The sequence below is a fragment of the Rhodobacter sp. SGA-6-6 genome (assembly GCF_011043545.1).
In the GTDB taxonomy this organism is placed as follows: domain Bacteria; phylum Pseudomonadota; class Alphaproteobacteria; order Rhodobacterales; family Rhodobacteraceae; genus Pseudogemmobacter.
On the sequence record NZ_JAAKGP010000005.1, the window covers coordinates 116,671 to 137,067 of the forward strand.

Consider the following 20,397-nt stretch of genomic DNA (forward strand, 5'->3'; position numbering starts at 1 on the left):
GGAAAACAGGAAAGGACTGCCCATGTCTTCCACAATGTCGTGCCTCTTCGGCGCCGTGACGGCCGCGGCCCTGATGGCGGGCGCCGCCCTGGCCGACGAGGACCGCATGAAGGTGGTGACGACCTTCACCGTTCTGGCCGACATGGCCGGCCGGGTGGCGGGGGAGGCCGCGGATGTGGTGTCGATCACCGTGCCGGGCGCCGAGATCCACGGCTACGAACCGACGCCGCAGGATATCGTGCGGGCGCAGGGGGCCGACCTGATCCTGTGGAACGGCATGAACCTGGAATTGTGGTTCGAGCAGTTCCTGCGCAACCTCGGCGACGTGCCCTCGGTGACGCTGACCGACGGGATCGACCCGATCTCGATCTCGGGCGGGGAATACGACGGCAAGCCGAACCCCCATGCCTGGATGGGCCTCGCCAACGCAGAAATCTACATCGACAACATCCTTGCCGCCTTCGTCGCGCAGGACCCGGAGAACGCCGAGACCTACAGGGCCAACGCCACCGCCTACAAGGAGGAGCTGCGCGCCACGCTGGAGCCGCTGCGCCAGCGGATCGCCGAGGTGCCCGAGGCGCAGCGCTGGCTGGTGACCTGCGAGGGCGCCTTCAGCTACCTGGCCCGCGACTTCGGGATGAAGGAGCTTTACCTCTGGCCGATGAACTCGGACGCGATGGGAACGCCGAAACAGGTGCGGGCGGTGATCGACGGGGTGCGGGCCAATGCCATCCCGGTGGTGTTTTGCGAAAGCACCGTCAACACCGCGCCGGCCGAGCAGGTGGCGCGCGAGACCGGGGCGCGCTACGGCGGCGTCCTCTACGTGGACAGCCTGTCGGGGCCGGACGGCCCGGTGCCGAACTACCTCGACCTGATGCGGGTGACCTCGGAGACCATCGCCGAGGGCCTGGCGCCGGCCGCGGAGTGACCGCGGCGGCCGAAGATTCCGGCCCGCCGCGCCCTTTCGCGCGGCGGGTTTCGCGATTAGATCGGTGTGACCGCCCTTCGGCAGAAAGACGACAGATGATGCGTGACGCCTCGATCCGTGCCGAAACCGGAGAAGACGCGGGCATCTCCGCCCGCGACGTGACGGTGACCTACCGCAACGGCCTCACCGCCCTGCGCGGCGCCAGTTTCCGCATCCCGAAGGGCACGGTGACGGCGCTGGTCGGCGTCAACGGTTCCGGCAAGTCCACCCTGTTCAAGGCGATCATGGGCTTCGTCCCGGTGGCGAGGGGCGAGATCAGGCTTCTCGGCCTGACGGTGGCCGAGGCGCTGAAGCGCAACCTCGTCGCCTATGTGCCGCAGAGCGAAGAGGTCGACTGGTCCTTCCCGGTGCTGGTCGAGGACGTGGTGATGATGGGCCGCTACGGCCACATGGGCTTTCTGCGCCGCCCGTCGAAGGCCGACCACGACGCGGTCGGCACCGCGCTGGCGCGGGTGAACATGCAGGACTACCGCCACCGCCAGATCGGCGAGCTGTCGGGCGGCCAGAAGAAGCGCGTCTTCCTGGCCCGCGCGCTGGCGCAGGACGGGCAGGTGATCCTCCTGGACGAGCCCTTCACCGGCGTCGACGTGAAGACCGAGGAGCAGATCATCGCCCTCCTGCGCGAGTTGCGCGACGAGGGGCGGGTGATGCTGGTCTCGACCCACAACCTCGGCTCGGTGCCGGAATTCTGCGACCGGGTGGTGCTGGTGAAGGGCACGGTTCTGGCCTTCGGCCCGACCGAGACCACCTTCACCCGCGAGAACCTGGAGGCGGCCTTCGGCGGCGTGCTGCGCCACTTCACCCTGGGCGGCGAGGCGCTGCACGACGACGACGACAGCCGCCACGTCTCGATCCTGACCGACGACGAGCGGCCGCTGGTGCAATATGCCGGCCGCACCCGCACCCGGGCCGGGGATGCGGAGGGCCGCAAGTGACCCTGCTGGAGCCCTTCTCCTACGGCTACATGACCAATGCCATGTGGGTCTCGGCGCTGGTCGGCGGGGTCTGCGCCTTCCTCTCGGCCTATCTGATGCTGAAGGGCTGGTCGCTGATCGGCGATGCGCTCTCGCATTCGGTGGTGCCCGGGGTGGCAGGGGCCTATATCCTCGGGCTGCCCTTCGCCCTGGGCGCCTTCCTGTCGGGCGGGCTGGCCGCCGCGGCGATGCTGTTCCTCTCCGACCGCTCCGGCCTCAAGGCCGATGTGGTGATCGGGCTGATCTTCACCGGCTTCTTCGGACTGGGGCTGTTCATGGTCTCGGTCAATCCGATGTCGGTGTCGATCCAGACCATCACCATGGGCAACATCCTGGCGATCTCGCCCGAGGACACGCTGCAGCTGGCGATCATCGGCTTCGTCTCGCTGGCGGTGCTGCTCTTGAAATGGAAGGACCTGATGGTGGTCTTCTTCGACGAAAGCCATGCCCGCACCATCGGCCTGCGCCCCGGGCTGCTGAAGGCGGTGTTCTTCATCCTGCTGTCGGCCTGCGTGGTGGCGGCGATGCAGACCGTCGGCGCTTTCCTGGTCATCGCCATGGTGGTGACGCCGGGGGCGACGGCCTATCTGCTCTGCGACCGCTTCCCGCGGCTGATCGCGCTGTCGGTGGCCATCGGCACGGCGACCAGCTTCGCCGGCGCCTATATCAGCTATTTCCTCGACGGGGCGACCGGCGGCGTCATCGTCTGCCTGCAGACCCTGATCTTCCTGGCCGCCTTCGTCTGGGCGCCCAAGCACGGGCTGCGCGCCGCCCGCGCCAAGGCCCGCGCCGCCCTGCGCGAGGAGGCGGCGCGATGATCGACCAGCTGCTGCTGCCGTTCCAGTTCGCCTTCATGCAGAACGCCTTTCTCATCGCCGTCCTGGTTGCGGTGCCGACCGCGCTGCTGTCCTGCTTCCTCGTCCTCAAGGGCTGGGCGCTGATGGGCGATGCGGTCAGCCATGCGGTGCTGCCCGGGATCGTGCTGGCCTATATCCTCGGCTTCCCGCTGATCCTCGGCGCCTTCGCCGCCGGGCTGTTCACCGCCGTCGCCACCGGCTACCTGGCCCAGAACAGCCGGGTGAAGCAGGATACGGTGATGGGCGTGGTCTTCTCCGGCATGTTCGGGCTGGGGATCGTGCTCTACACCTCGATCACCTCGGACGCCCATCTCGACCATATCCTGTTCGGCAACATGCTGGGCGTCGGGCCCGAGGATCTGTGGACCGCAGGGCTGATCGGGCTGGCCGTCTCGGCCCTGCTGCTGGTGAAGTGGAAGGACCTGATGCTGCACGCCTTCGACCCGGCGCAGGCGCGGGTCTCCGGCCTGGCCGTCGGGCTTCTGCACTACGGCCTGCTGACGGTGCTGTCGCTGACCATCGTCGCCACCATGTCGGCGACCGGGCTGATCCTCGCCGTCGCGCTCTTGATCGCGCCGGGGGCCATCGCCTTCCTCCTCACCCGCAGCTTCGGCCGGATGCTGGCGGTCTCGGTCGCCGTCTGCCTCGTGTCGATGCTGGGCGGGGTCTATGCCAGCTTCTTTCTCGACTCCGCGCCGGCGCCGACCGTGGTGCTGGTGCTGACCGGGCTTTTCATCGCCGCCTTCCTGCGCAGGACCTGGCGGCAGCGCCGGATCACGGCGGCGGTCTGAGGCCCAGCCTCACCCCCAGTCCGGCTTCCGTTTCTCCAGGAAGGCGGAAATCCCGTGCCGGGCCTCCTCGCCCTCCCAGATGTCGGCCAGGCGGCGGACGCTGTCCTCGATCACCCCGGCGTCGATCCGGGGGCCGAGCGCGCGGGCGAGCCGCTTGGCCTCGGCCACCGCGCCGGGGGCGGTGGAGAGGTAGGGCGCCACCTCCGCCTCCACCGCCGCATCGAGGGCATCGGCGGGGAGCACCCGGGCGACGAGCCCCAGCCGCTCGGCCTCGGCCGCCTCGAAGACCCGGGCCGACATGAAGACGCGGCGGGCGTTGCCCTCGCCCATCCGGGCCAGCACATAGGGGCCGATGGTGGCGGGGATGATGCCCAGCCGGGTTTCGGAGAAGCAGAACTTGGTGCCTTCCGCGGCGATGGCCACGTCGCAGACGCAGGCCAGTCCGATGCCGCCGCCGAAGGCGCCGCCGTGCAGCCGGCCGATCAGCGGCGCGGGCAGGGTGTTCAGCGCGTGCAGCATGTCGGCCAGCTTGCGCGCCTCGGCCAGCCGCTGCGCCCGACCGGCCTGCATCTGCGCCCGCATCCAGTCGAGGTCGCCGCCGGCGCAGAACACCGGCCCCGCGCCGGACAGCACCACTGCGCGGGCCTGCTGGCCGATGCCCCGCGCCAGATCGGTCAGTTCGGCGATCATCGCGGGCGACAGGACGTTGCGCTTTTCCGGGGTGTTCAGGGCGACGTGGACCACCCCGCGCGGGTCGGTCCTGACATCGAGGGTCTTCATTGCGCGCTCCTCAGCGAAAGGGCGAAGGTGGCGGCCTCGTTCAGGCGGGCGGGGTCGAGGCCGGTGTCGAAGCCCATGCCGTGCAGCATCTCCACCACCGCCTCGGTCGCCACGTTGCCCTTGGCGCCCGGCGCGAAGGGGCAGCCGCCGAGCCCGCCGGCGGAACTGTCGAAGGCGCGCAGGCCGTGGGCGAGGCTGGTGCGGATGTTCTCCAGCGCCTGGCCGCGGGTGTCGTGATAATGCCCGGCGAGGCTGGCGGCGGGCAGGCGGTCCAGCACCGCCTCCAGCATCCGGGCGATGGTCTCCGGCGTGCCCGCGCCGATGGTGTCGCCAAGGCTGACCTGCCGGCAGCCGAGGTCCATCAGCGCCTGCGCCACCTGCGCCACCGAGGCGGGCGCCACCGGCCCGTCATAGGGGCAGTCGGTGACGCAGGAGACATAGCCGCGGACCGGAACCTTGGCCGCGCGGGCGGCGGCGAGGACGGGGCGGAAACGGTCCAGGCTTTCGGCGATGGAACAGTTGATGTTGCGCTGCGAGAACCCCTCCGAGGCCGAGGCGAAGACCGCCACCTCGTCCGCCCCGGCCTCCAGTGCGCTTTGGAAACCTTGCAGGTTGGGGGTGAGGGCGGCGTAGGAGGTGCCCCTGGCGCGGCGGATGCCGGCCAGCACTTCGGCGGCGTCGGCCATCTGCGGCACCCGTTTCGGGCTGACGAAGCTGGTCACCTCGATATGCGAAAAGCCGCAGGCGGAAAGCAGGTCCACCAGCCGGATCTTGTCGGCGGTGGGGATCGCGCGCGGCTCGTTCTGCAACCCGTCGCGGGGGGAGACCTCGTGGAGGGTGACGCGCTCAGCCATCCCCGGCCTCCAGCCGCAGAAGCAGGCTGCCGTCCGCGACCTGATCGCGCTCGGCCACCAGCAGTTCGGCCACGATGCCGTCGCGCGGGGCGGTCAGGATGTGTTCCATCTTCATCGCCTCCAGCACCAGCAGCGGATCGCCCCTGCGGACCGCCGCGCCGACTTCCGTCCGGACGGCGGAGACGAGGCCGGGCATCGGCGCGACGATGCTGTCGCCGCTGGCCGCCTCGCCCGCCGCGCCCGCCAGAGGGTCGGGCAGGGCGAAGTCGTGGCGGAGGCCGTCGTGCCAGACCAGCACCTTTCCGGCCTCGACCAGCGTCTCGGCCCGGAAGCGCCGGTCCTCCGCTGCGACCTGCAAGCCCTCGCCGTCCCGCGTGACGGTCAGCTCACAGGAGCGGTCCCCCTCCACCCGGAAGCCGCCGCCGCCGAGATGCTCCACCCGCAGCGACAGGCGGTCGCCGCCGCTCTCCAGCGTGACGAACTCCTCCGCCGGGCCCCAGGCCCGCCAGCCGGCTAGCCGGTCCCAGGGATCGGCTCCCGGCTCTTTCGGCAGGCCGAGCGCCGCCAGCGCGGCCAGCGCCGGGACATGCGGCGGCATCTCCGGCCGGGCCGTCAGCAGCGCAAGGTCCCGGGCGATCAGCCCGGTGTCCACCTCCCCGGCGCGGAAGCCGGGATGGCGGGCGAGGGCGGAGAGGAACTCCAGGTTGGTGGTGACGCCTGCCACCCGGCACCCGGCCAGCGCCGAGGCCAGCAGGTTCAGCGCCTCGGCCCGGCTGGGCGCATGGGTGACGATCTTGGCGATCATCGGGTCATACCAAGGGGCGATGGCATCGCCTTGCCGCACCCCGCTGTCGATGCGGATGCCGCCGCGGGTAAATTCGGTTATGCCGGGCAGGGCAAGGCGGGTCAGCGTGCCGGTGGCGGGGAGAAACCCCTTCGCCACATCCTCGGCATAGAGCCGGGCCTCGAAGGCGTGGCCGTCGATGCGCAGATCCTGCTGGCGGAAGGGCAGGGGCTCGCCCGCCGCCACCCGCAGTTGCAGTTCCACGAAGTCCAGGCCGGTGATGGCTTCAGAGACCGGATGTTCCACCTGCAGCCGCGTGTTCATCTCCATGAACCAGAAGCCGTCCGCGCGCAGCGGGCCGGAGCCGTCGGCGATGAACTCCACCGTGCCGGCGCCCCGGTAGCCGATGGCTTTCGCCGCCTCCACCGCCGCCCGCCCCATCGCGGCGCGGACATCCTCCGGCATCCCGGGGGCGGGGGCCTCCTCGATCACCTTCTGGTGGCGGCGTTGCAGGGAGCAGTCGCGCTCGAACAGGTGGACCGCATTGCCATGGGCATCGGCGAAGACCTGGATCTCGATGTGGCGGGGCCGGGCGACGTATTTCTCGACCAGGCAGGCCGGGTCGCCGAAGGCGGCTTGCGCCTCGCGCCGGGCACTGTCCAGCGCCTCGCGGAAGTCTTCGGGCCGCTCGACCCGCCGCATCCCCTTGCCGCCGCCGCCGGCGCGGGCCTTGATCAGCACCGGCCAGCCGATGGCTTCGGCCTCGGAGGCCAGCCGCTCCGGGTCCTGATCCGCGCCGTGATAGCCCGGCACCACCGGCACGCCGGCCTGTTCCATCAGCGCCTTGGCCGCGTCCTTCAGCCCCATGGCGCGGATGGCGCCGGCGGGCGGGCCGATGAAGACCAGCCCCGCCGCCTGAACCGCCTCGGCGAAACCGGCGTTCTCGGACAGGAAGCCATAGCCGGGGTGGATGGCTTCCGCTCCGGTGCGCAGGGCGGCCTCGATGATCGCCTCGCCGCGCAAGTAGCTCTCGGCCGCCGGGGCGGGGCCGATCCGCACCGCCTCGTCGGCCAGCGCGACGTGACGGGCCTGCGCATCGGCGTCCGAGAAGACGGCGACGCTGCGGAGGCCCATCCGGCGGGCGGTGGCGATGATCCGGCAGGCGATCTCACCACGGTTGGCGATAAGGATCTTGGTGAACATCCGGGTCCTCACATCCTGAACAGGCCGAAGCTGGTCTCTTCCACCGGCGCGTTCAGCGCGGCGGACAAGGACAGCGCCAGCACCTGCCGGCTGTGGCGCGGGTCGATGGTGCCGTCGTCCCAGAGCCGGGCCGAGGCGTAAAGCGGATGCGACTGCCGCTCGAACATCTCGACCGTGGGGCGCTTGAATGCGGCCTCCTCCTCGGCCGACCACTGGCCGCCCTTGCGCTCGATCGCCTCGCGCCGCACGGTGGCCAGCACCCCGGCCGCCTGTTCGCCGCCCATCACCGAAATCCGCGCATTAGGCCAGGTCCACAGGAACCGCGGCCCGTAGGCGCGGCCGCACATGCCGTAGTTGCCGGCCCCGAAGGAACCGCCGACGATCATGGTGACCTTCGGCACGCGGGTGGTGGCGACGGCGGTCACCAGCTTGGCCCCGTCCTTGGCGATGCCGCGGTTCTCGGCCGTGCGCCCGACCATGAAGCCCGAGATGTTTTGCAGGAACACCAAGGGGATATTCCGCTGCGAACAGAGTTCGACGAAATGCGCGGCCTTCAGGGCGCTTTCCGAAAAGATCACCCCGTTGTTGCCGATGATCCCGACCGGCATCCCCATCACATGGGCGAAGCCGCAGGCGATGGTGGCGCCGTAGCGCGGCTTGAACTCGTCGAAGCGCGAGCCGTCGGTGATGCGGGCGATGACCTCGCGGATGTCGTAGGGCGTCTTCACCTCGGGCGGCACGATCCCCAGGATGTCCTCGGGGTCGTAGAGCGGCTCTTCCGGCGCCTGCAGGGCCAGCTGCGGCCGCTTCTGCCGGTTCAGGTTGGCCACCGCCCGCCGCGCCAGCGCCAGCGCCTGCAGGTCGTCCTCGGCCAGCAGGTCCGCCACGCCGGAGAGCCGCGTATGCACATCGCCGCCGCCCAGGTCCTCGGCGCTGACCACCTCGCCGGTCGCCGCCTTCACCAAGGGCGGGCCGGCCAGGAAGATCGTGCCCTGATCGCGCACGATGATGGTCACGTCCGACATCGCGGGCACATAGGCGCCGCCGGCGGTGCAGGAACCCATGACGACCGCGATCTGCGCGATCCCCGCCGCCGACATGTTGGCCTGGTTGTAGAAGATGCGGCCGAAATGGTCGCGGTCGGGGAAGACTTCGTCCTGGTTGGGCAGGTTGGCGCCGCCGGAATCGACCAGATAGACGCAGGGCAGCCGGTTCTCCGCGGCGATCTCCTGCGCGCGCAGGTGCTTCTTCACCGTCATCGGGAAATAGGTGCCGCCCTTCACGGTGGCGTCGTTGCAGAGGATCATCACCTCCTGCCCCTCGACCCGGCCGATGCCGGCGATCAGGCCCGCGGAAGGGCTGGCGCCGTCATAGAGGCCATGCGCGGCGAAAAGCCCGACCTCCAGGAAAGGGGAGCCGGGGTCCAGGAGCCGCGCGATCCTCTCGCGCGGCAAGAGCTTGCCACGGCTGCGGTGCAAGTCGCGCGCCCTGTCGCCGCCGCCGGCCATGGCGAGGGCGGCGGCTTCGCGCACGGTCTCCAGCGCCGCCAGATTGGCAGCGCGGTTGGCGCGGTAGGTCTCCGAGCGGGGGGAGATGGCGGAAGTCAGGACACTCATGCCCGCATCGCCCCCATCAGTTCCCGCCCGATCAGCATCCGGCGGATTTCGCTGGTGCCGGCGCCGATCTCCATCAGCTTGGCGTCGCGGAAGATGCGGCTGACCGGACTCTCGTTCATGAACCCCGCGCCGCCCATGGCCTGCACCGCCTGATGCGCCACCTGCATCGCGGCCTCCGAGGCATAAAGCACACAGCCCGCCGCATCGGCCCGCGTCACCTGCCCGCGGTCGCAGGCCTTCGCCACTTCGTAGACATAGGCGCGGGCCGAGTTCAGCCTTGTGTAGATGTCGGCGATCTTGCCCTGCATCAGCTGGAAATCCCCGATGGCCTGGCCGAACTGCTTGCGCTCCGCCAGGTAGGGCATGATCTCGTCCAGGCAGGCGGCCATGATGCCGGTGCCGATGCCGGACAGCACCACCCGCTCGTAGTCGAGGCCGGACATCAGGACGCGGACGCCCTTGCCTTCGGCCCCCAGCACGTTCTCCGCCGGCACCTCCACGTTGTCGAACACCAGTTCGGCGGTGTTCGAGCCGCGCATCCCCAGCTTGTCGAAATGCGGGCTGGTGGAGAAGCCCGCCATGGTCTTCTCGACCAGAAAGGCGGTGATGCCCTTCGATCCCGCGGCGGGGTCGGTCTTGGCATAGACCACCAGCACATCGGCGTCGGGGCCGTTGGTGATCCAGAACTTGGTGCCGTTCAGGATGTAGCCATCGCCCCGCTTCTCGGCCCGCAGCCCCATCGACACCACGTCCGACCCCGCTCCGGCTTCGGACATCGCCAGCGCGCCGACATGGGTGCCGGCGATCAGGCCCGGCAGGTATCTGCGCTTTTGCGCCTCGGTGCCGTTCAGGGCGATCTGGTTGACGCAGAGGTTGGAATGGGCGCCGTAGCTGAGCGAGACCGAGGCCGAGGCGCGGGCGATCTCTTCCACCGCGACGACATGGGCGAGGTAGCCCATCCCGGCGCCGCCGTATTCCTCCGGCACGGTGATGCCGAGCAGGCCGAGGCGGCCCATCTCGGGCCAGAGCTCGGCGGGGAATGCGTTCCGCCGGTCGATCTCCGCGGCCATCGGCTTCACCCGCTCCTGCGCCCAGCGGTGCACGGTGTCGCGTAGCGCGTCGATCTCGTCGCCGAGGTCGAACCTCATGGATGCGTTGAACATTTCTTCTCCCTCACTCCGCCGCGATGCGGGGCGCGTCGCCCTGCGCCAGGGCCGCGCGGATTTCGGCCCGCCGTTCCATCTGCTTTTCGTAAGCCGCCTCCTTCACCGGACCGTAGCCGCGAATCTGCTGCGGCAGCATCAGCAATTCGCGGATCAGCGGCAGGTTTTCCGGGGTCAGCGCGGTGCAGGCCAGCGCGAGGTCGTCCTCGTAGAGCCCGATCAACTGCCGCTCCAGCTTGCGGTCGGCGCTGTGGCGGAACGGATCGGCCCAGGTGCCGCGCAGGCCCTTCAGCCGGGCAAGCAGGCGCAGTGCGGGCAGGACCCAAGGCCCGAATTCGCGCTTCCTCGGCCGCCCGTCCGCCGCCTTGCCGGGCAGGAAGGGCGGGGCGAGGTTCAGGGAGAGACGGACATCGCCCTCGAAGGTCTCCTCCAGCGACCGGCGGACCTCGGGCGCGGAGAACAGCCGGGCGACCTCGTATTCGTCCTTGTAGGCCAGCACCCTGGCATAGCCGATCGCCACCTGCCGGGGCAGGTCGGTGTCGCCGGCCACAGCGCCGATCCGCTCCACCCAGCCGCGGTAGCGGTCGGCCAGCCTCTGGCCCTGATACGCCCGCAGATGCGCGGCACGGTGGGCGACGATCTCCTCCGTGGTCATCTCCTCCAGCCCGCGCGGGGGCGCAGCGGCCTGCCACCGCGCGGGGTCGTGCGCCAGCACCCGGCCCCAGTTGAAGGCATCGGTGTTGGCGGCGACCGCCACCCCGTTCAGCGCGATGGCCTGCAGGATCGCCTCGCGGCCGAGCGGCACCAGCCCGCATTGCCAGGCGTAGCCCAGCATCATCAGGTTGGCGCCGATCTCGTCGCCGGTCAGCCGGGCGGCGAGGGTGGAGAAGTCGCGGAAATGCCGGGCGGAGCGGACCGATCCGGCGACCGCCCGCTCCACGGTGCCGGTGCGGAAGTCGAAGTCGCGGTTGCGCACGAAGTCGGAGACCGGGGTCAGGCGGGTGTTCAGCACCGCCTCGGTGCGGTCCGGGTCGCAGAGCACGATGCTGTCCTTCGAGGCCGCCACCACCGCATCCGCCGCGATCAGCAGGTCGGCGCCGCCTGCGGCGATGCGGGGGGCGGCGACGGGGCGGTCGGGGCGCGAGATGCGGACATGGCTCATCACCGCGCCGCCCTTCTGCGCCAGCCCGGCCATGTCCAGCACCATCGGCACCTTGCCCTCGACATGCGCCGCCATGCCGAGGATGGCGCTGATCGTCAGCACGCCCGTCCCCCCGACCCCGGCCAGCGCCAGGTTCCAGGCGCGCTCGATCCGGGGCAGGGCGGGGTCGGGCAGGGCGGCGATGTCGGGGGCCTCGGCCCGGGGCTTGCGCAGGCGGCCGCCGCGGACGGTGACGAAGGAGGGGCAGAAGCCCTTCAGGCAGGAATAATCCTTGTTGCAGGAGGACTGGTTGATCCGCCGCTTGCGGCCCATCGGAGTTTCCTCGGGCTCCACCGCGATGCAGTTCGACTTCTCGGAACAGTCGCCGCAGCCTTCGCAGACTTCCGGGTTGATCCAGAGCCGCAGGTCGGGGTCTTCCAGCGTGCCGCGCTTGCGCCGCCGCCGCCTTTCGGCCGCGCAGGTCTGCTCGTAGACGATGACGGTGACGCCCTGCACCTCGCGCAGCTCCAGCATCACCGCGTCGATGTCGTCGCGGTGGCGGATTTCGGTCCCCGGCGCCAGGTCGGCGGCGCGGTAGAGGTCGGGCCGGTCCGACATCAGCACGATCCGCGCCACCCGCTCGTGATGCATCAGATGGGTGATCTGCTGCGGCGTCAGCACCCCGTCGATGGGCTGGCCGCCGGTCATCGCCACCGCGTCGTTCACCAGGATCTTGTAGGTGATGTTCGCCCCCGCCGCGACCGCCTGGCGGATCGCCAGATGGCCGGAGTGGAAGAAGGTGCCGTCGCCCAGGTTGACGAAACGGTGCTTCTCGTCGGTGAAGCGGGAAATCGCCGTCCAGGGCACGCCTTCGGCGCCCATATGGGTGAAGGTCTCGGTCCGCCGGTCCATCCATTGCGCCATGAAATGGCAGCCGATCCCGGCCATGGCCTTCGATCCCTCCGGCACCCGGGTCGAGGTGTTGTGCGGGCAGCCGGCACAGTAATGCGGCAGGCGGATCACCGGGGCGACATGGGCGGCGCCGCGGGCTTCGGCGGCATGAAGATGCTCGGCGCGGCGGCGCAGGCGGTCGGCCAGCCCTTCCGGCAGGTCCAGCCGCAACAGCCGCTCGGCGATGGCGCCGGCGACGCGGGCAACGGTCAGCCCGGCGGAAAGGCTGAGGAAGGGGCGGTCGCTTTCGTCGAATTTCCCCACGATGCGGGGGCGGACATCGGCGCGCCAGTTGAACAGCTGCTCCTTGATCTGGTTCTCGATGATCTCGCGGCGTTCCTCGACGACCAGCACCTCCTCCAGCCCTTCGGAGAAATGTCGGATGCCTTCCGGCTCCAGCGGCCAGGGCATCCGCACCTTGTAGAAGCGCAGGCCGAGGACGGCCCGTTCCTCGGGGCCGATCCCCAACTCGGCCAGCGCCTGCCGCACGTCCTCGTAAGCCTTGCCCGAGGCGACGATGCCGAAACGGGCGCGGGGGGTGTCGGAGACCACCATGTCCACCCCGTTGGCGCGGGCGAAGGCGATGGCGGCATAGCCCTTGTGTTCCTGCAACCTTTCGTCCTGCACCAGCGGCGGGTCGGGCCAGCGCAGATTCAGCCCGCCGGGCGGCAGGTCGAAATCCTGCGGCAGCACGAACTGCCGCTGTTCCTGTGCGAGGTCCACAACCGTGCTGATCTCGACGGTCTCGGAAATCACCTTGTAGCCGACCCAGCAGCCGGAAAATCGCGACATGGCAATGCCCAGAAGGCCCATCTCCAGGAATTCATGCACCGAGGACGGATACAGCATCGGCATCAGCGCCGAGATGAAGGCGTGGTCGGACTGGTGCGGGATCGAGGAGGACTTGCAGGTGTGGTCGTCGCCGGCGATGGCCAGCACCCCGCCATAGGGCGCGGTCCCGGCGGCATTGGCGTGCTTGAACACGTCGCCGGACCGGTCCACCCCCGGTCCCTTGCCATACCAGATGCCGAGCATGCCCTGCTTGCGCGCGCCCGGCGACAGGTGCAGCTGCTGGCTGCCCCAAACGGCGGTGGCGGCCAGATCCTCGTTCAGCCCGGGCTGGAACACCACGTCATGGCGGTCGAGGAACTTCCTCGCCTTCACCAGTTGCTGGTCGTAGGCCCCGAGCGGCGACCCCCGGTAGCCCGAGATGAAGGCGCCTGTGTCCAGCCCCGCCGCCCGGTCGCGGCGGACCTGCGTCATCGGCAGCCGCACCAGCGCCTGGGTTCCGGTCAGATAGACCGCGCCCTGCTCGGCAGTGTATTTGTCGTCGAGGGTGAGAACCATTGCCGCGTCTCCTCCCCAGGGCCGCGCCTTCCCGCTGTGTGCGATCATAGCCCGGCAAGGCGGAAACAAGGTCTCTATTGCTGACCTGCTTGCAGCCGTGCGGGGCACAGCATACCCTTGCAGATGGAAATTCCCGCGCTTTGTTGCAAGGGCTTTCCCCATGCCGCGCCGCTGTAACCCAAGGAGGCTCCGATGGAGCTGGACGATTCGGACCGCCGCATCCTGCGGGCCATCCAGGCCCGGCCCGAGATCACCATGCGCGAACTGGGCGAGGCCGCGGGCCTCAGCCATTCGCCCTGCTGGCGGCGGCTGCAAAGGCTGCAGGAGGAAGGCGCGGTCAGCCCCCGCCGCTTCGTCATCGACCCCGAGGCGGTGGGGTTCGAGATTCTGGTGCTGTGCTTCGTCAAGATCGCCCATCACCAGCGCGACCGGCTGCGCGCCTTCGAGGAGGCGGTTCAGGACGTGCCCGAGATCATGCAGTGCCATTCGCTGTCCGGCGAATACGACTATGTGCTGCAGGTCATCGCCACCAGCGTCCGCCACTACGAGGCGGTGGTTAAGAACGCCATCGTCGAGCTGCCGAACGTCCAGTCCGTCAACACCAGCTTCACCCTGAAGCGGGTGAAGCACAGCCTCAACGTCCCGGTCTGAGGCGAGCGGCGGCCCTACAGCAGCGCCGCCACCTTCTCCGCCGCCGCCCGGGCCGAGAACGGATTCTGCCCGGTCACCAGCCGGCCGTCGGCCACCATATGGGGGGCGAAGGGCAGCAGGGCCTTGGCGTAAAGCGCGCCGCGGCGTTTCATCTCGGCCTCGGCGTTGTAGGGCATCTTGCGGGCGCCCCCGGCCAGCACTTCCTCGGCCCAGGAAAACCCGGTCAGCCGCTTGCCCTCCACCAGCAGCCGCCCGTCCGACAGCCGCGTGTTCAGCAGCCCGCAGTAGCCGTGGCAGACCGCCGCCACGATGCCGCCGCGGTCCCAGATCGCCCGGGTGATCGCCTGGAGACCCGCGCTGTCGGGGAAGTCCCACATCACCGCATGGCCGCCGGTGAACCAGATCGCATCGTAGTCCGCCGGGTCGATGCCCTCGGGCGGCGCGGTCGAGGACAGCAGCGCCATCCGCGCGGGGTCCTCCAGCCAGGCCCTGGCCGAGCCGTCCAGCAGCGGCCATTTCAGCGCCCGCGGCTCCAGCGGCGCGGGGCCGCCCTTCGGGCTGACGATGCGCTGCCCGAACCCCCTGGCCGCGAACAGGTCCCAGGCATGGGTCAGTTCCGACAGCCACAGACCCGTGGGCGTGGACCCGTCGGCATATTGGCCGACATTGCTGACGACATGAAGGATACGTCTGGCCATCCGCCGAACCTCCAGCCCCGCCTCCGGTCGCAGCGTAACCTTTGCGCGGGGGGCGGAGTCAACCGGGGCATCGGCTGCGCCGGGCGGGGGCTGCTGCAACTTGCCGCACGGCGGGGCCGGCCGCCGCATCCCGGCCGGGCAAATCCGCGGGAATTGCCGTTCCGCCGCCTGCCGCCGTTCAGCCGGAGGTTGCGAAGTGACGCAAGGCGCCATTTGACAGTTGTTCCGCCCGCGCTAGGCTGCCTGTCAGTAACCCGGTCCGGGCGTGCCTGCGCGCCGCCCGGCCAGCCACAGGGAGATCACCATGACCAAGCATCTTCTGCTGTCCACCACGGCGCTGCTGTTCAGCGCGGGGCTCGCCTCGGCCGAGGTGGTGCTGAACCGCGGCAACGACACCGATCCGGCGACGCTGGACCATCACCGCACCTCCACGGTGGCCGAGGGCAATGTCCTGCGCGACCTCTACGAAGGGCTGACGGTGCAGAACGGCAAGGGCGAGGCGGTTCCCGGCGCGGCGGAAAGCTGGACGGTCTCGGACGACGGGCTGGTCTATACCTTCAAGCTGCGCGACGATGCGAAATGGTCGAACGGCGATCCGGTCACCGCCGAGGACTTCGCCTTCGCCTTCACCCGGATCATGGACCCGGCCACGGCCGCGGGCTATGCCTCGATCCTCTATGCGATCAAGAACGCCGAAGAGGTGAACACCGGCAAGCTGCCGCTGGACCAGCTGGGCGTGAAGGCGGTCGATGCGCAGACGCTGGAGATCACGCTGCACACGCCGACGCCCTATTTCCTGGAACTGCTGACGCACCAGACCGGCTATCCGCTGCACAAGGCCAGCGTGGAGGCGAACGGCGACAAGTATACCCAGGCCGGCACCATGGTGACGAACGGCGCCTACAAGCTGGTCTCGTTCCAGCCCAACGACAAGATCGTCATGGCGAAGAACGAGCATTTCCATGACGCCGCGAACGTGAAGATCGACACGGTGAACTGGATCCCCTTCGAGGACCGCGCCGCCTGCCTGCGCCGCTTCGAGGCGGGCGAGGTGCAGATCTGCTCCGACGTGCCGGGCGAGCAGATGGACTATGTGAAGGAGAAGCTGCCCGACGCGCTGCGGATCGCGCCCTACCTCGGCACCTATTATCTGCCGGTCAAGGGCAAGGAGGGCTCGCCCCTGAAGGACCCGAAGGTGCGGCAGGCGATTTCCATGGTGATCGACCGCGAGTTCCTTGCCTCCGAGGTCTGGCAGGACACCATGCTGCCCGGCTGGTCGCTGGTGCCGCCCGGCATCGTGAACTACGTCGATGACGCGCCGATGCTGCCCTACAAGGACCAGGACCCGCTGGACCGCGAGGATGCGGCGAAGAAGCTTCTGGAAGAGGCGGGGGTGGCCGAGGGCAGCCTGTCGGTGGAACTGCTGTTCAACACCTCGGAGAACAACAAGAACACCATGGCGGCGGTGGCCGACGCGGTTTCCGCCATCGGCATCAAGGCCACGCTGAACGAGACCGAGGGCGCGACCTATTTCAACTACCTGCGCGAGGACGGCCCCTACGACATCGCCCGCGCCGGCTGGATCGGCGACTACAACGACCCGCAGAACTTCCTCTTCCTGATGCAGAGCGGGGTCAGCTTCAACTATCCGAAATGGTCGAATGCCGATTACGACGCGCTGATGGACAAGGCCGCCGTCACCGCCGACCTGACGGAACGGGCCAGGATCATGGCCGAGGCCGAGCAGATCTTCCTGAACGAGGTGCCGGCGATCCCGATCCTCTACTATTCCTCGCGCGCGCTGGTCGCGCCGCAGGTGGGGGGCTACGAGGACAACCTGATGGATGCCCACGGCACCCGCTGGCTGTCGCTGAACTGATCCTTCGGGAGAGGCGGGCGGGCTGCGCAGGCCCGCCCGTTCGGGGGATACATCCATGCTGAGCTACACCCTGCGACGGCTGGCCGGGGCGATCCCGACCATCTTCATCATCGTCACGCTGACCTTCTTCATGATCCGGCTGGCGCCGGGCGGGCCCTTCGACCTGGAGCGCCCGATCGACCCCCTGATCATGCTGAACCTGCAGCGCGCCTACGGGCTGGACCAGCCGCTGTGGCAGCAATATCTGACCTATCTGGGCAACCTGCTGCAGGGCGACCTCGGCCCCAGCTTCGCCCGGCGCGACTTCACCGTGAACGATCTCTTCGCCGCCGGCCTGCCGGTCTCGGTGATGCTGGGCGGACTGGCCCTGGGGCTGGCGGCGGTGCTGGGAACCTTCTTCGGCACCATCGCGGCGCTGCGGCAGAATTCCTGGCTGGATTACACCATCGTCGCGCTGGCCACCTTCGGCATCACCACGCCGAATTTCGTGGTGGCGCCGCTCTTGTCGCTGATCTTCGGGGTGATCCTGGGCGTCCTGCCCGCCGGCGGCTGGTCGGATGCCGATCCGCGCTACTGGGTGCTGCCCATCGTCACCCTGGCGCTGCCGCAGGTGGCGGTGATCGCCCGTCTGGTGCGCGGCGCCACGGTCGAGGCGCTGCGGGCGAACCACGTCCGCACCGCCCGCGCCTACGGCCTGCCCGCAAGGGTGGTGGTCGGCGTCCACGCGCTGCGGGCGGCGCTGTTGCCGGCGGTCTCCTACCTCGGCCCCACCGCGGCGGCGCTGATGACCGGCTCGGTGGTGGTGGAGACGATCTTCGGCATCCCCGGCATCGGCCGCTATTTCGTGCAGGGCGCGCTTGGCCGCGACTACACGCTGGTGATGGGCACGGTGGTGGTGATCGCCATCTTCGTGGTGGTGTTCAACCTGCTGGTGGACCTCGCCTATGCCTGGCTGGACCCGAGGGTGCGCTATGACTGATGCAACGCTTCCCGCCGTCAGCCGCTCGCTCTGGCAGGACGCCTGGCTTCGGTTGCGCAAGAACCGCGCCGCGGTCGCCAGCGCGGTGGTGCTGGCGGTGCTGGCGCTGGTCGGCATCTTCGGCCCGATGCTGTCGCCGCACAGCCATGCCACCATCTACCAGCAATATGTCCGCGTCGCCCCCAGCTTCGAGGCCTATCCCAAGGCCGAGGACATCCTGCCCGGCTTCGAGCGCGAGATGAAGCGCGCCCGGCTGACCGGGGCCGAGCCGGTGCTGGAGGGCAGCCGCCTCTCGGTCGCCCTGACCGCGGGGGAAAAGCCCATCGACCCGCGGGTGACCCGCTATTTCGAGCGGTCGGAACTGTTCTCGGCCCCGCAGCTGGACCTCGCCGAGGACGGGATGACCGGCACGCTGACCGTCAGCGTGAACCGGCAGTATTTCATCCTCGGCACCGACAACCTCGGCCGAGACATGCTGACCCGGATCATGATCGGCATCCGCATCTCGCTGGCGATCGGCCTCCTCGCCTCGGTCATGGCGCTGATCATCGGCGTGGCCTGGGGGGCGACGGCGGGTTATCTGGGCGGGCGGATCGACAACGTGATGATGCGGATCGTCGACATCCTCTATTCGCTGCCCTTCATCTTCTTCGTCATCCTGCTGCTGGTGTTCTTCGGCCGAAGTCTGGTGATCATCTTCATCGCCATCGGCGCCACCGAATGGCTGGACATGGCCCGCATCGTCCGCGGCCAGACACTTTCCCTGAAGCGCCGCGAATTCGTGCAGGCGGCCGAGGCCCTGGGCGCCACCCGCCGCGGCATCCTGACCCGCCATATCGTGCCCAACCTCTTGGGCCCGGTGGTGGTCTTCGTCACGCTGCTGGTGCCGAAGGCGATCCTCCTGGAGAGCCTGCTCTCCTTCCTGGGCCTCGGCGTCCAAGACCCGATGACCTCGCTTGGCCTCCTGATCTCGGAAGGCGCGCAGAACATGCGCGGCGCGGCCTGGCAGCTGATCGGCCCGGCGCTGACGCTGACCGCGATCCTGTTCGCGCTGAATTTCCTGGGCGACGGGTTGCGCGACAGCCTCGACCCGAAGGAGCGCTAGATGACCGACCCGGTGCTTTCGGTGCGCGACCTGCGCGTCACCTTCCAGACCAACGACGGCCCGGTTCAGGCGGTGCGCGGCATAGGCTTCGACCTGGGCCGGGGCGAGACGCTGGCCATCGTCGGCGAAAGCGGCTCGGGCAAGAGCCAGGCGATGATGGCGGTGATGGGCCTGCTGGCGGCGAACGGGAAGGCCACCGGCCAGGCGGTCTATCGCGACGCGCAGGCGGGCGGGCGGCCGGTCGATCTGCTGGCGCTGAGCGACCGGCAGTTGAACAAGGTGCGCGGCGCCCGGATCACCATGATCTTCCAGGAGCCGATGACCTCGCTCGACCCGCTCTACCGCATCGGCGACCAGTTGGCGGAACCCCTGCGCTATCACCGCGGCCTGTCCAAGGCAGCGGCGCGGCCCCGCATTCTCGACCTGTTGCGGCTGGTCGGCATCCCCGAGCCGGAGCGGCGGATCGACAGCTATCCGCATGAACTCTCCGGCGGGCAGCGGCAGCGGGTGATGATCGCCATGGCGCTGGCCAACGACCCCGACATCCTGATCGCCGACGAGCCGACCACCGCGCTGGACGTGACCATCCAGGCGCAGATCCTGACCCTGCTGGCCGATCTGCAAAAACGGCTGGGCATGGCCATCGTCTTCATTACCCACGACCTGGGCATCGTGCGCCGCTTCGCCGACCGGGTGGCGGTGATGCGCGCCGGCGAGATGGTGGAGACCGGCCCGGCCGAGCGGCTGTTCACCGCGCCGGAGCATCCCTATACCAGGATGCTGCTGGATGCCGAACCCGAGGGCCGCAAGGAGCCGCCGCCCGCCGGGGCGCCGGAACTGCTGACCGGGCGCGATGTCCGGGTGACCTTCCGCATCGGCGGCGGGCTGCTGAAACGCGGACGGGATTTCCACGCCGTCGACGGCATTTCCATGCGGCTGGTGCAGGGCCAGACCATCGGCGTCGTGGGCGAAAGCGGCTCGGGCAAGTCCACCCTGGGCCGGGCGCTGCTGCGGCTTCTGCCCTCCACCGGCCGCGTCGCCTGGCTGGGGCGCGAGCTGCCGCAGGGCGCGCAGGAGATGCGGCCCCTGCGCCGCGAGTTGCAACTGGTGTTCCAGGACCCGTTCGGCTCGCTCTCGCCCCGGATGACGGTGGGGCGCATCCTGGGCGAAGGGCTCTTGATCCACGAACCCGACCTCTCCCCCGCCGACCGTGCCCGCAGGGCCGAGGCGGCGCTAGTCGAGGTCGGGCTCGACCCGGCGATGCGCAACCGCTATCCGCACGAATTCTCCGGCGGCCAGCGCCAGCGCATCGCCATCGCCCGCACCATGATCCTGCGGCCGAAGCTGATCGTGCTGGACGAGCCGACCTCGGCGCTGGACCGCTCGGTCCAGAAGCAGATCGTCATGCTGCTGCGCGACCTTCAGGGAAAGCACGGCCTGTCCTACATCTTCATCAGCCACGACCTCGCCGTGGTGCGGGCGCTGTCCGACTACATCCTGGTGATGCGCGACGGCCGCGTGGTCGAGGAAGGCCCGACCGAGATGGTCTTCGACGCCCCGCGCGAGGCCTATACCCGCGACCTGATGGCGGCGGCGCTGAGCCGCGACCGCTTCGGCCGCCTCGCTCTCGGCTGAG

16 protein-coding genes are annotated in these 20,397 nt (G+C 69.4%); 9 read left to right on the plus strand and 7 right to left on the minus strand.

Annotation, left to right across the window (positions count from 1 at the left end; genetic code table 11):
* Positions 1–22 precede the first annotated feature (22 nt).
* From G5B31_RS11170 to G5B31_RS11185, 4 genes are all read left to right on the plus strand, one after another.
* Positions 23–928 (plus strand): metal ABC transporter substrate-binding protein, encoded by a 906-nt coding sequence (locus G5B31_RS11170; RefSeq protein ID WP_165017457.1) that lies wholly within the window; start codon positions 23–25, stop codon positions 926–928.
* Positions 929–1,026: 98 nt separating this feature from the next.
* Positions 1,027–1,923 (plus strand): manganese/iron ABC transporter ATP-binding protein, encoded by an 897-nt coding sequence (locus G5B31_RS11175; protein ID WP_165018026.1) that lies wholly within the window; start codon positions 1,027–1,029, stop codon positions 1,921–1,923.
* Positions 1,924–1,952: 29 nt separating this feature from the next.
* A complete protein-coding gene (locus G5B31_RS11180; RefSeq protein ID WP_165018029.1) occupies positions 1,953–2,780 on the plus strand; it encodes a metal ABC transporter permease in 828 nt (275 codons plus the stop codon).
* Entirely contained in the window at positions 2,777–3,610 is an 834-nt protein-coding gene (locus tag G5B31_RS11185; RefSeq protein WP_165017460.1) for a metal ABC transporter permease, read from the plus strand. Before G5B31_RS11180 ends, G5B31_RS11185 begins: the two co-directional genes overlap by 4 nt.
* 9 nt (positions 3,611–3,619) lie before the next feature.
* On the opposite strand, the gene G5B31_RS11190 is transcribed toward G5B31_RS11185, so the two are convergent.
* From G5B31_RS11190 to G5B31_RS11215, 6 genes are read right to left on the minus strand one after another with little or no spacing between them, the layout of a single operon-like run.
* Entirely contained in the window at positions 3,620–4,390 is a 771-nt protein-coding gene (locus G5B31_RS11190) for a crotonase/enoyl-CoA hydratase family protein (protein ID WP_165017463.1), read from the minus strand.
* Entirely contained in the window at positions 4,387–5,244 is an 858-nt protein-coding gene (locus G5B31_RS11195) for a hydroxymethylglutaryl-CoA lyase (protein WP_165017466.1), read from the minus strand. Before G5B31_RS11195 ends, G5B31_RS11190 begins: the two co-directional genes overlap by 4 nt.
* Positions 5,237–7,231, minus strand: a complete 1,995-nt coding sequence (locus tag G5B31_RS11200; RefSeq protein WP_165017469.1) for an acetyl/propionyl/methylcrotonyl-CoA carboxylase subunit alpha — start codon at positions 7,229–7,231, stop codon at positions 5,237–5,239. Before G5B31_RS11200 ends, G5B31_RS11195 begins: the two co-directional genes overlap by 8 nt.
* 8 nt (positions 7,232–7,239) lie before the next feature.
* Positions 7,240–8,847, minus strand: a complete 1,608-nt coding sequence (locus G5B31_RS11205) for a carboxyl transferase domain-containing protein (RefSeq protein WP_165017471.1) — start codon at positions 8,845–8,847, stop codon at positions 7,240–7,242.
* Positions 8,844–10,010, minus strand: a complete 1,167-nt coding sequence (locus G5B31_RS11210; protein WP_165017472.1) for an isovaleryl-CoA dehydrogenase — start codon at positions 10,008–10,010, stop codon at positions 8,844–8,846. The genes G5B31_RS11205 and G5B31_RS11210 overlap by 4 nt, the downstream gene beginning before the upstream one ends.
* A gap of 10 nt (positions 10,011–10,020) precedes the next feature.
* A complete protein-coding gene (locus G5B31_RS11215) occupies positions 10,021–13,449 on the minus strand; it encodes an indolepyruvate ferredoxin oxidoreductase family protein (protein ID WP_165017473.1) in 3,429 nt (1,142 codons plus the stop codon).
* 192 nt (positions 13,450–13,641) lie between these two features.
* Here G5B31_RS11215 and G5B31_RS11220 point away from each other — a divergent pair, with 192 nt between their 5' ends.
* A complete protein-coding gene (locus tag G5B31_RS11220; protein WP_165017474.1) occupies positions 13,642–14,100 on the plus strand; it encodes an Lrp/AsnC family transcriptional regulator in 459 nt (152 codons plus the stop codon).
* A gap of 14 nt (positions 14,101–14,114) precedes the next feature.
* Here the strand turns inward: G5B31_RS11220 and G5B31_RS11225 are convergent, their stop codons facing one another.
* Positions 14,115–14,798 carry a type 1 glutamine amidotransferase domain-containing protein gene (locus tag G5B31_RS11225; RefSeq protein WP_165017476.1) on the minus strand — a complete coding sequence of 228 codons (684 nt, stop codon included), beginning with the start codon at positions 14,796–14,798 and terminating at the stop codon, positions 14,115–14,117.
* Positions 14,799–15,102: 304 nt separating this feature from the next.
* On the opposite strand from G5B31_RS11225, the gene G5B31_RS11230 reads away from it, so the two are divergent.
* Genes G5B31_RS11230 through G5B31_RS11245 form a run of 4 tightly spaced genes read left to right on the plus strand, consistent with a single transcriptional unit; the run spans position 15,103 to position 20,396 of the window.
* On the plus strand, positions 15,103–16,677 hold the full coding sequence (locus tag G5B31_RS11230; RefSeq protein WP_165017478.1) for a peptide ABC transporter substrate-binding protein: 1,575 nt from the start codon (positions 15,103–15,105) through the stop codon (positions 16,675–16,677).
* A gap of 55 nt (positions 16,678–16,732) precedes the next feature.
* Complete coding sequence (locus G5B31_RS11235; RefSeq protein WP_165017480.1) at positions 16,733–17,656, plus strand: ABC transporter permease subunit; 924 nt, start codon at positions 16,733–16,735, stop codon at positions 17,654–17,656.
* Positions 17,649–18,761: an ABC transporter permease gene (locus G5B31_RS11240; protein WP_165017482.1), complete on the plus strand. Its 1,113-nt coding sequence runs from the start codon at positions 17,649–17,651 to the stop codon at positions 18,759–18,761. Before G5B31_RS11235 ends, G5B31_RS11240 begins: the two co-directional genes overlap by 8 nt.
* Positions 18,762–20,396, plus strand: a complete 1,635-nt coding sequence (locus G5B31_RS11245) for an ABC transporter ATP-binding protein (protein WP_165017485.1) — start codon at positions 18,762–18,764, stop codon at positions 20,394–20,396.
* Position 20,397: the final 1 nt, after the last annotated feature.

Coding starts and splice junctions, on each gene's coding strand:
- G5B31_RS11170 (WP_165017457.1), top strand. CDS start 23: ATGTCTTCCACAATGTCGTGCCTCTTCGGCGCCGTGACGGCCGCGGCC.
- G5B31_RS11175 (WP_165018026.1), top strand. CDS start 1,027: ATGCGTGACGCCTCGATCCGTGCCGAAACCGGAGAAGACGCGGGCATC.
- G5B31_RS11180 (WP_165018029.1), top strand. CDS start 1,953: ATGACCAATGCCATGTGGGTCTCGGCGCTGGTCGGCGGGGTCTGCGCC.
- G5B31_RS11185 (WP_165017460.1), top strand. CDS start 2,777: ATGATCGACCAGCTGCTGCTGCCGTTCCAGTTCGCCTTCATGCAGAAC.
- G5B31_RS11190 (WP_165017463.1), bottom strand. CDS start 4,390: ATGAAGACCCTCGATGTCAGGACCGACCCGCGCGGGGTGGTCCACGTC.
- G5B31_RS11195 (WP_165017466.1), bottom strand. CDS start 5,244: ATGGCTGAGCGCGTCACCCTCCACGAGGTCTCCCCCCGCGACGGGTTG.
- G5B31_RS11200 (WP_165017469.1), bottom strand. CDS start 7,231: ATGTTCACCAAGATCCTTATCGCCAACCGTGGTGAGATCGCCTGCCGG.
- G5B31_RS11205 (WP_165017471.1), bottom strand. CDS start 8,847: ATGAGTGTCCTGACTTCCGCCATCTCCCCCCGCTCGGAGACCTACCGC.
- G5B31_RS11210 (WP_165017472.1), bottom strand. CDS start 10,010: ATGTTCAACGCATCCATGAGGTTCGACCTCGGCGACGAGATCGACGCG.
- G5B31_RS11215 (WP_165017473.1), bottom strand. CDS start 13,449: ATGGTTCTCACCCTCGACGACAAATACACTGCCGAGCAGGGCGCGGTC.
- G5B31_RS11220 (WP_165017474.1), top strand. CDS start 13,642: ATGGAGCTGGACGATTCGGACCGCCGCATCCTGCGGGCCATCCAGGCC.
- G5B31_RS11225 (WP_165017476.1), bottom strand. CDS start 14,798: ATGGCCAGACGTATCCTTCATGTCGTCAGCAATGTCGGCCAATATGCC.
- G5B31_RS11230 (WP_165017478.1), top strand. CDS start 15,103: ATGACCAAGCATCTTCTGCTGTCCACCACGGCGCTGCTGTTCAGCGCG.
- G5B31_RS11235 (WP_165017480.1), top strand. CDS start 16,733: ATGCTGAGCTACACCCTGCGACGGCTGGCCGGGGCGATCCCGACCATC.
- G5B31_RS11240 (WP_165017482.1), top strand. CDS start 17,649: ATGACTGATGCAACGCTTCCCGCCGTCAGCCGCTCGCTCTGGCAGGAC.
- G5B31_RS11245 (WP_165017485.1), top strand. CDS start 18,762: ATGACCGACCCGGTGCTTTCGGTGCGCGACCTGCGCGTCACCTTCCAG.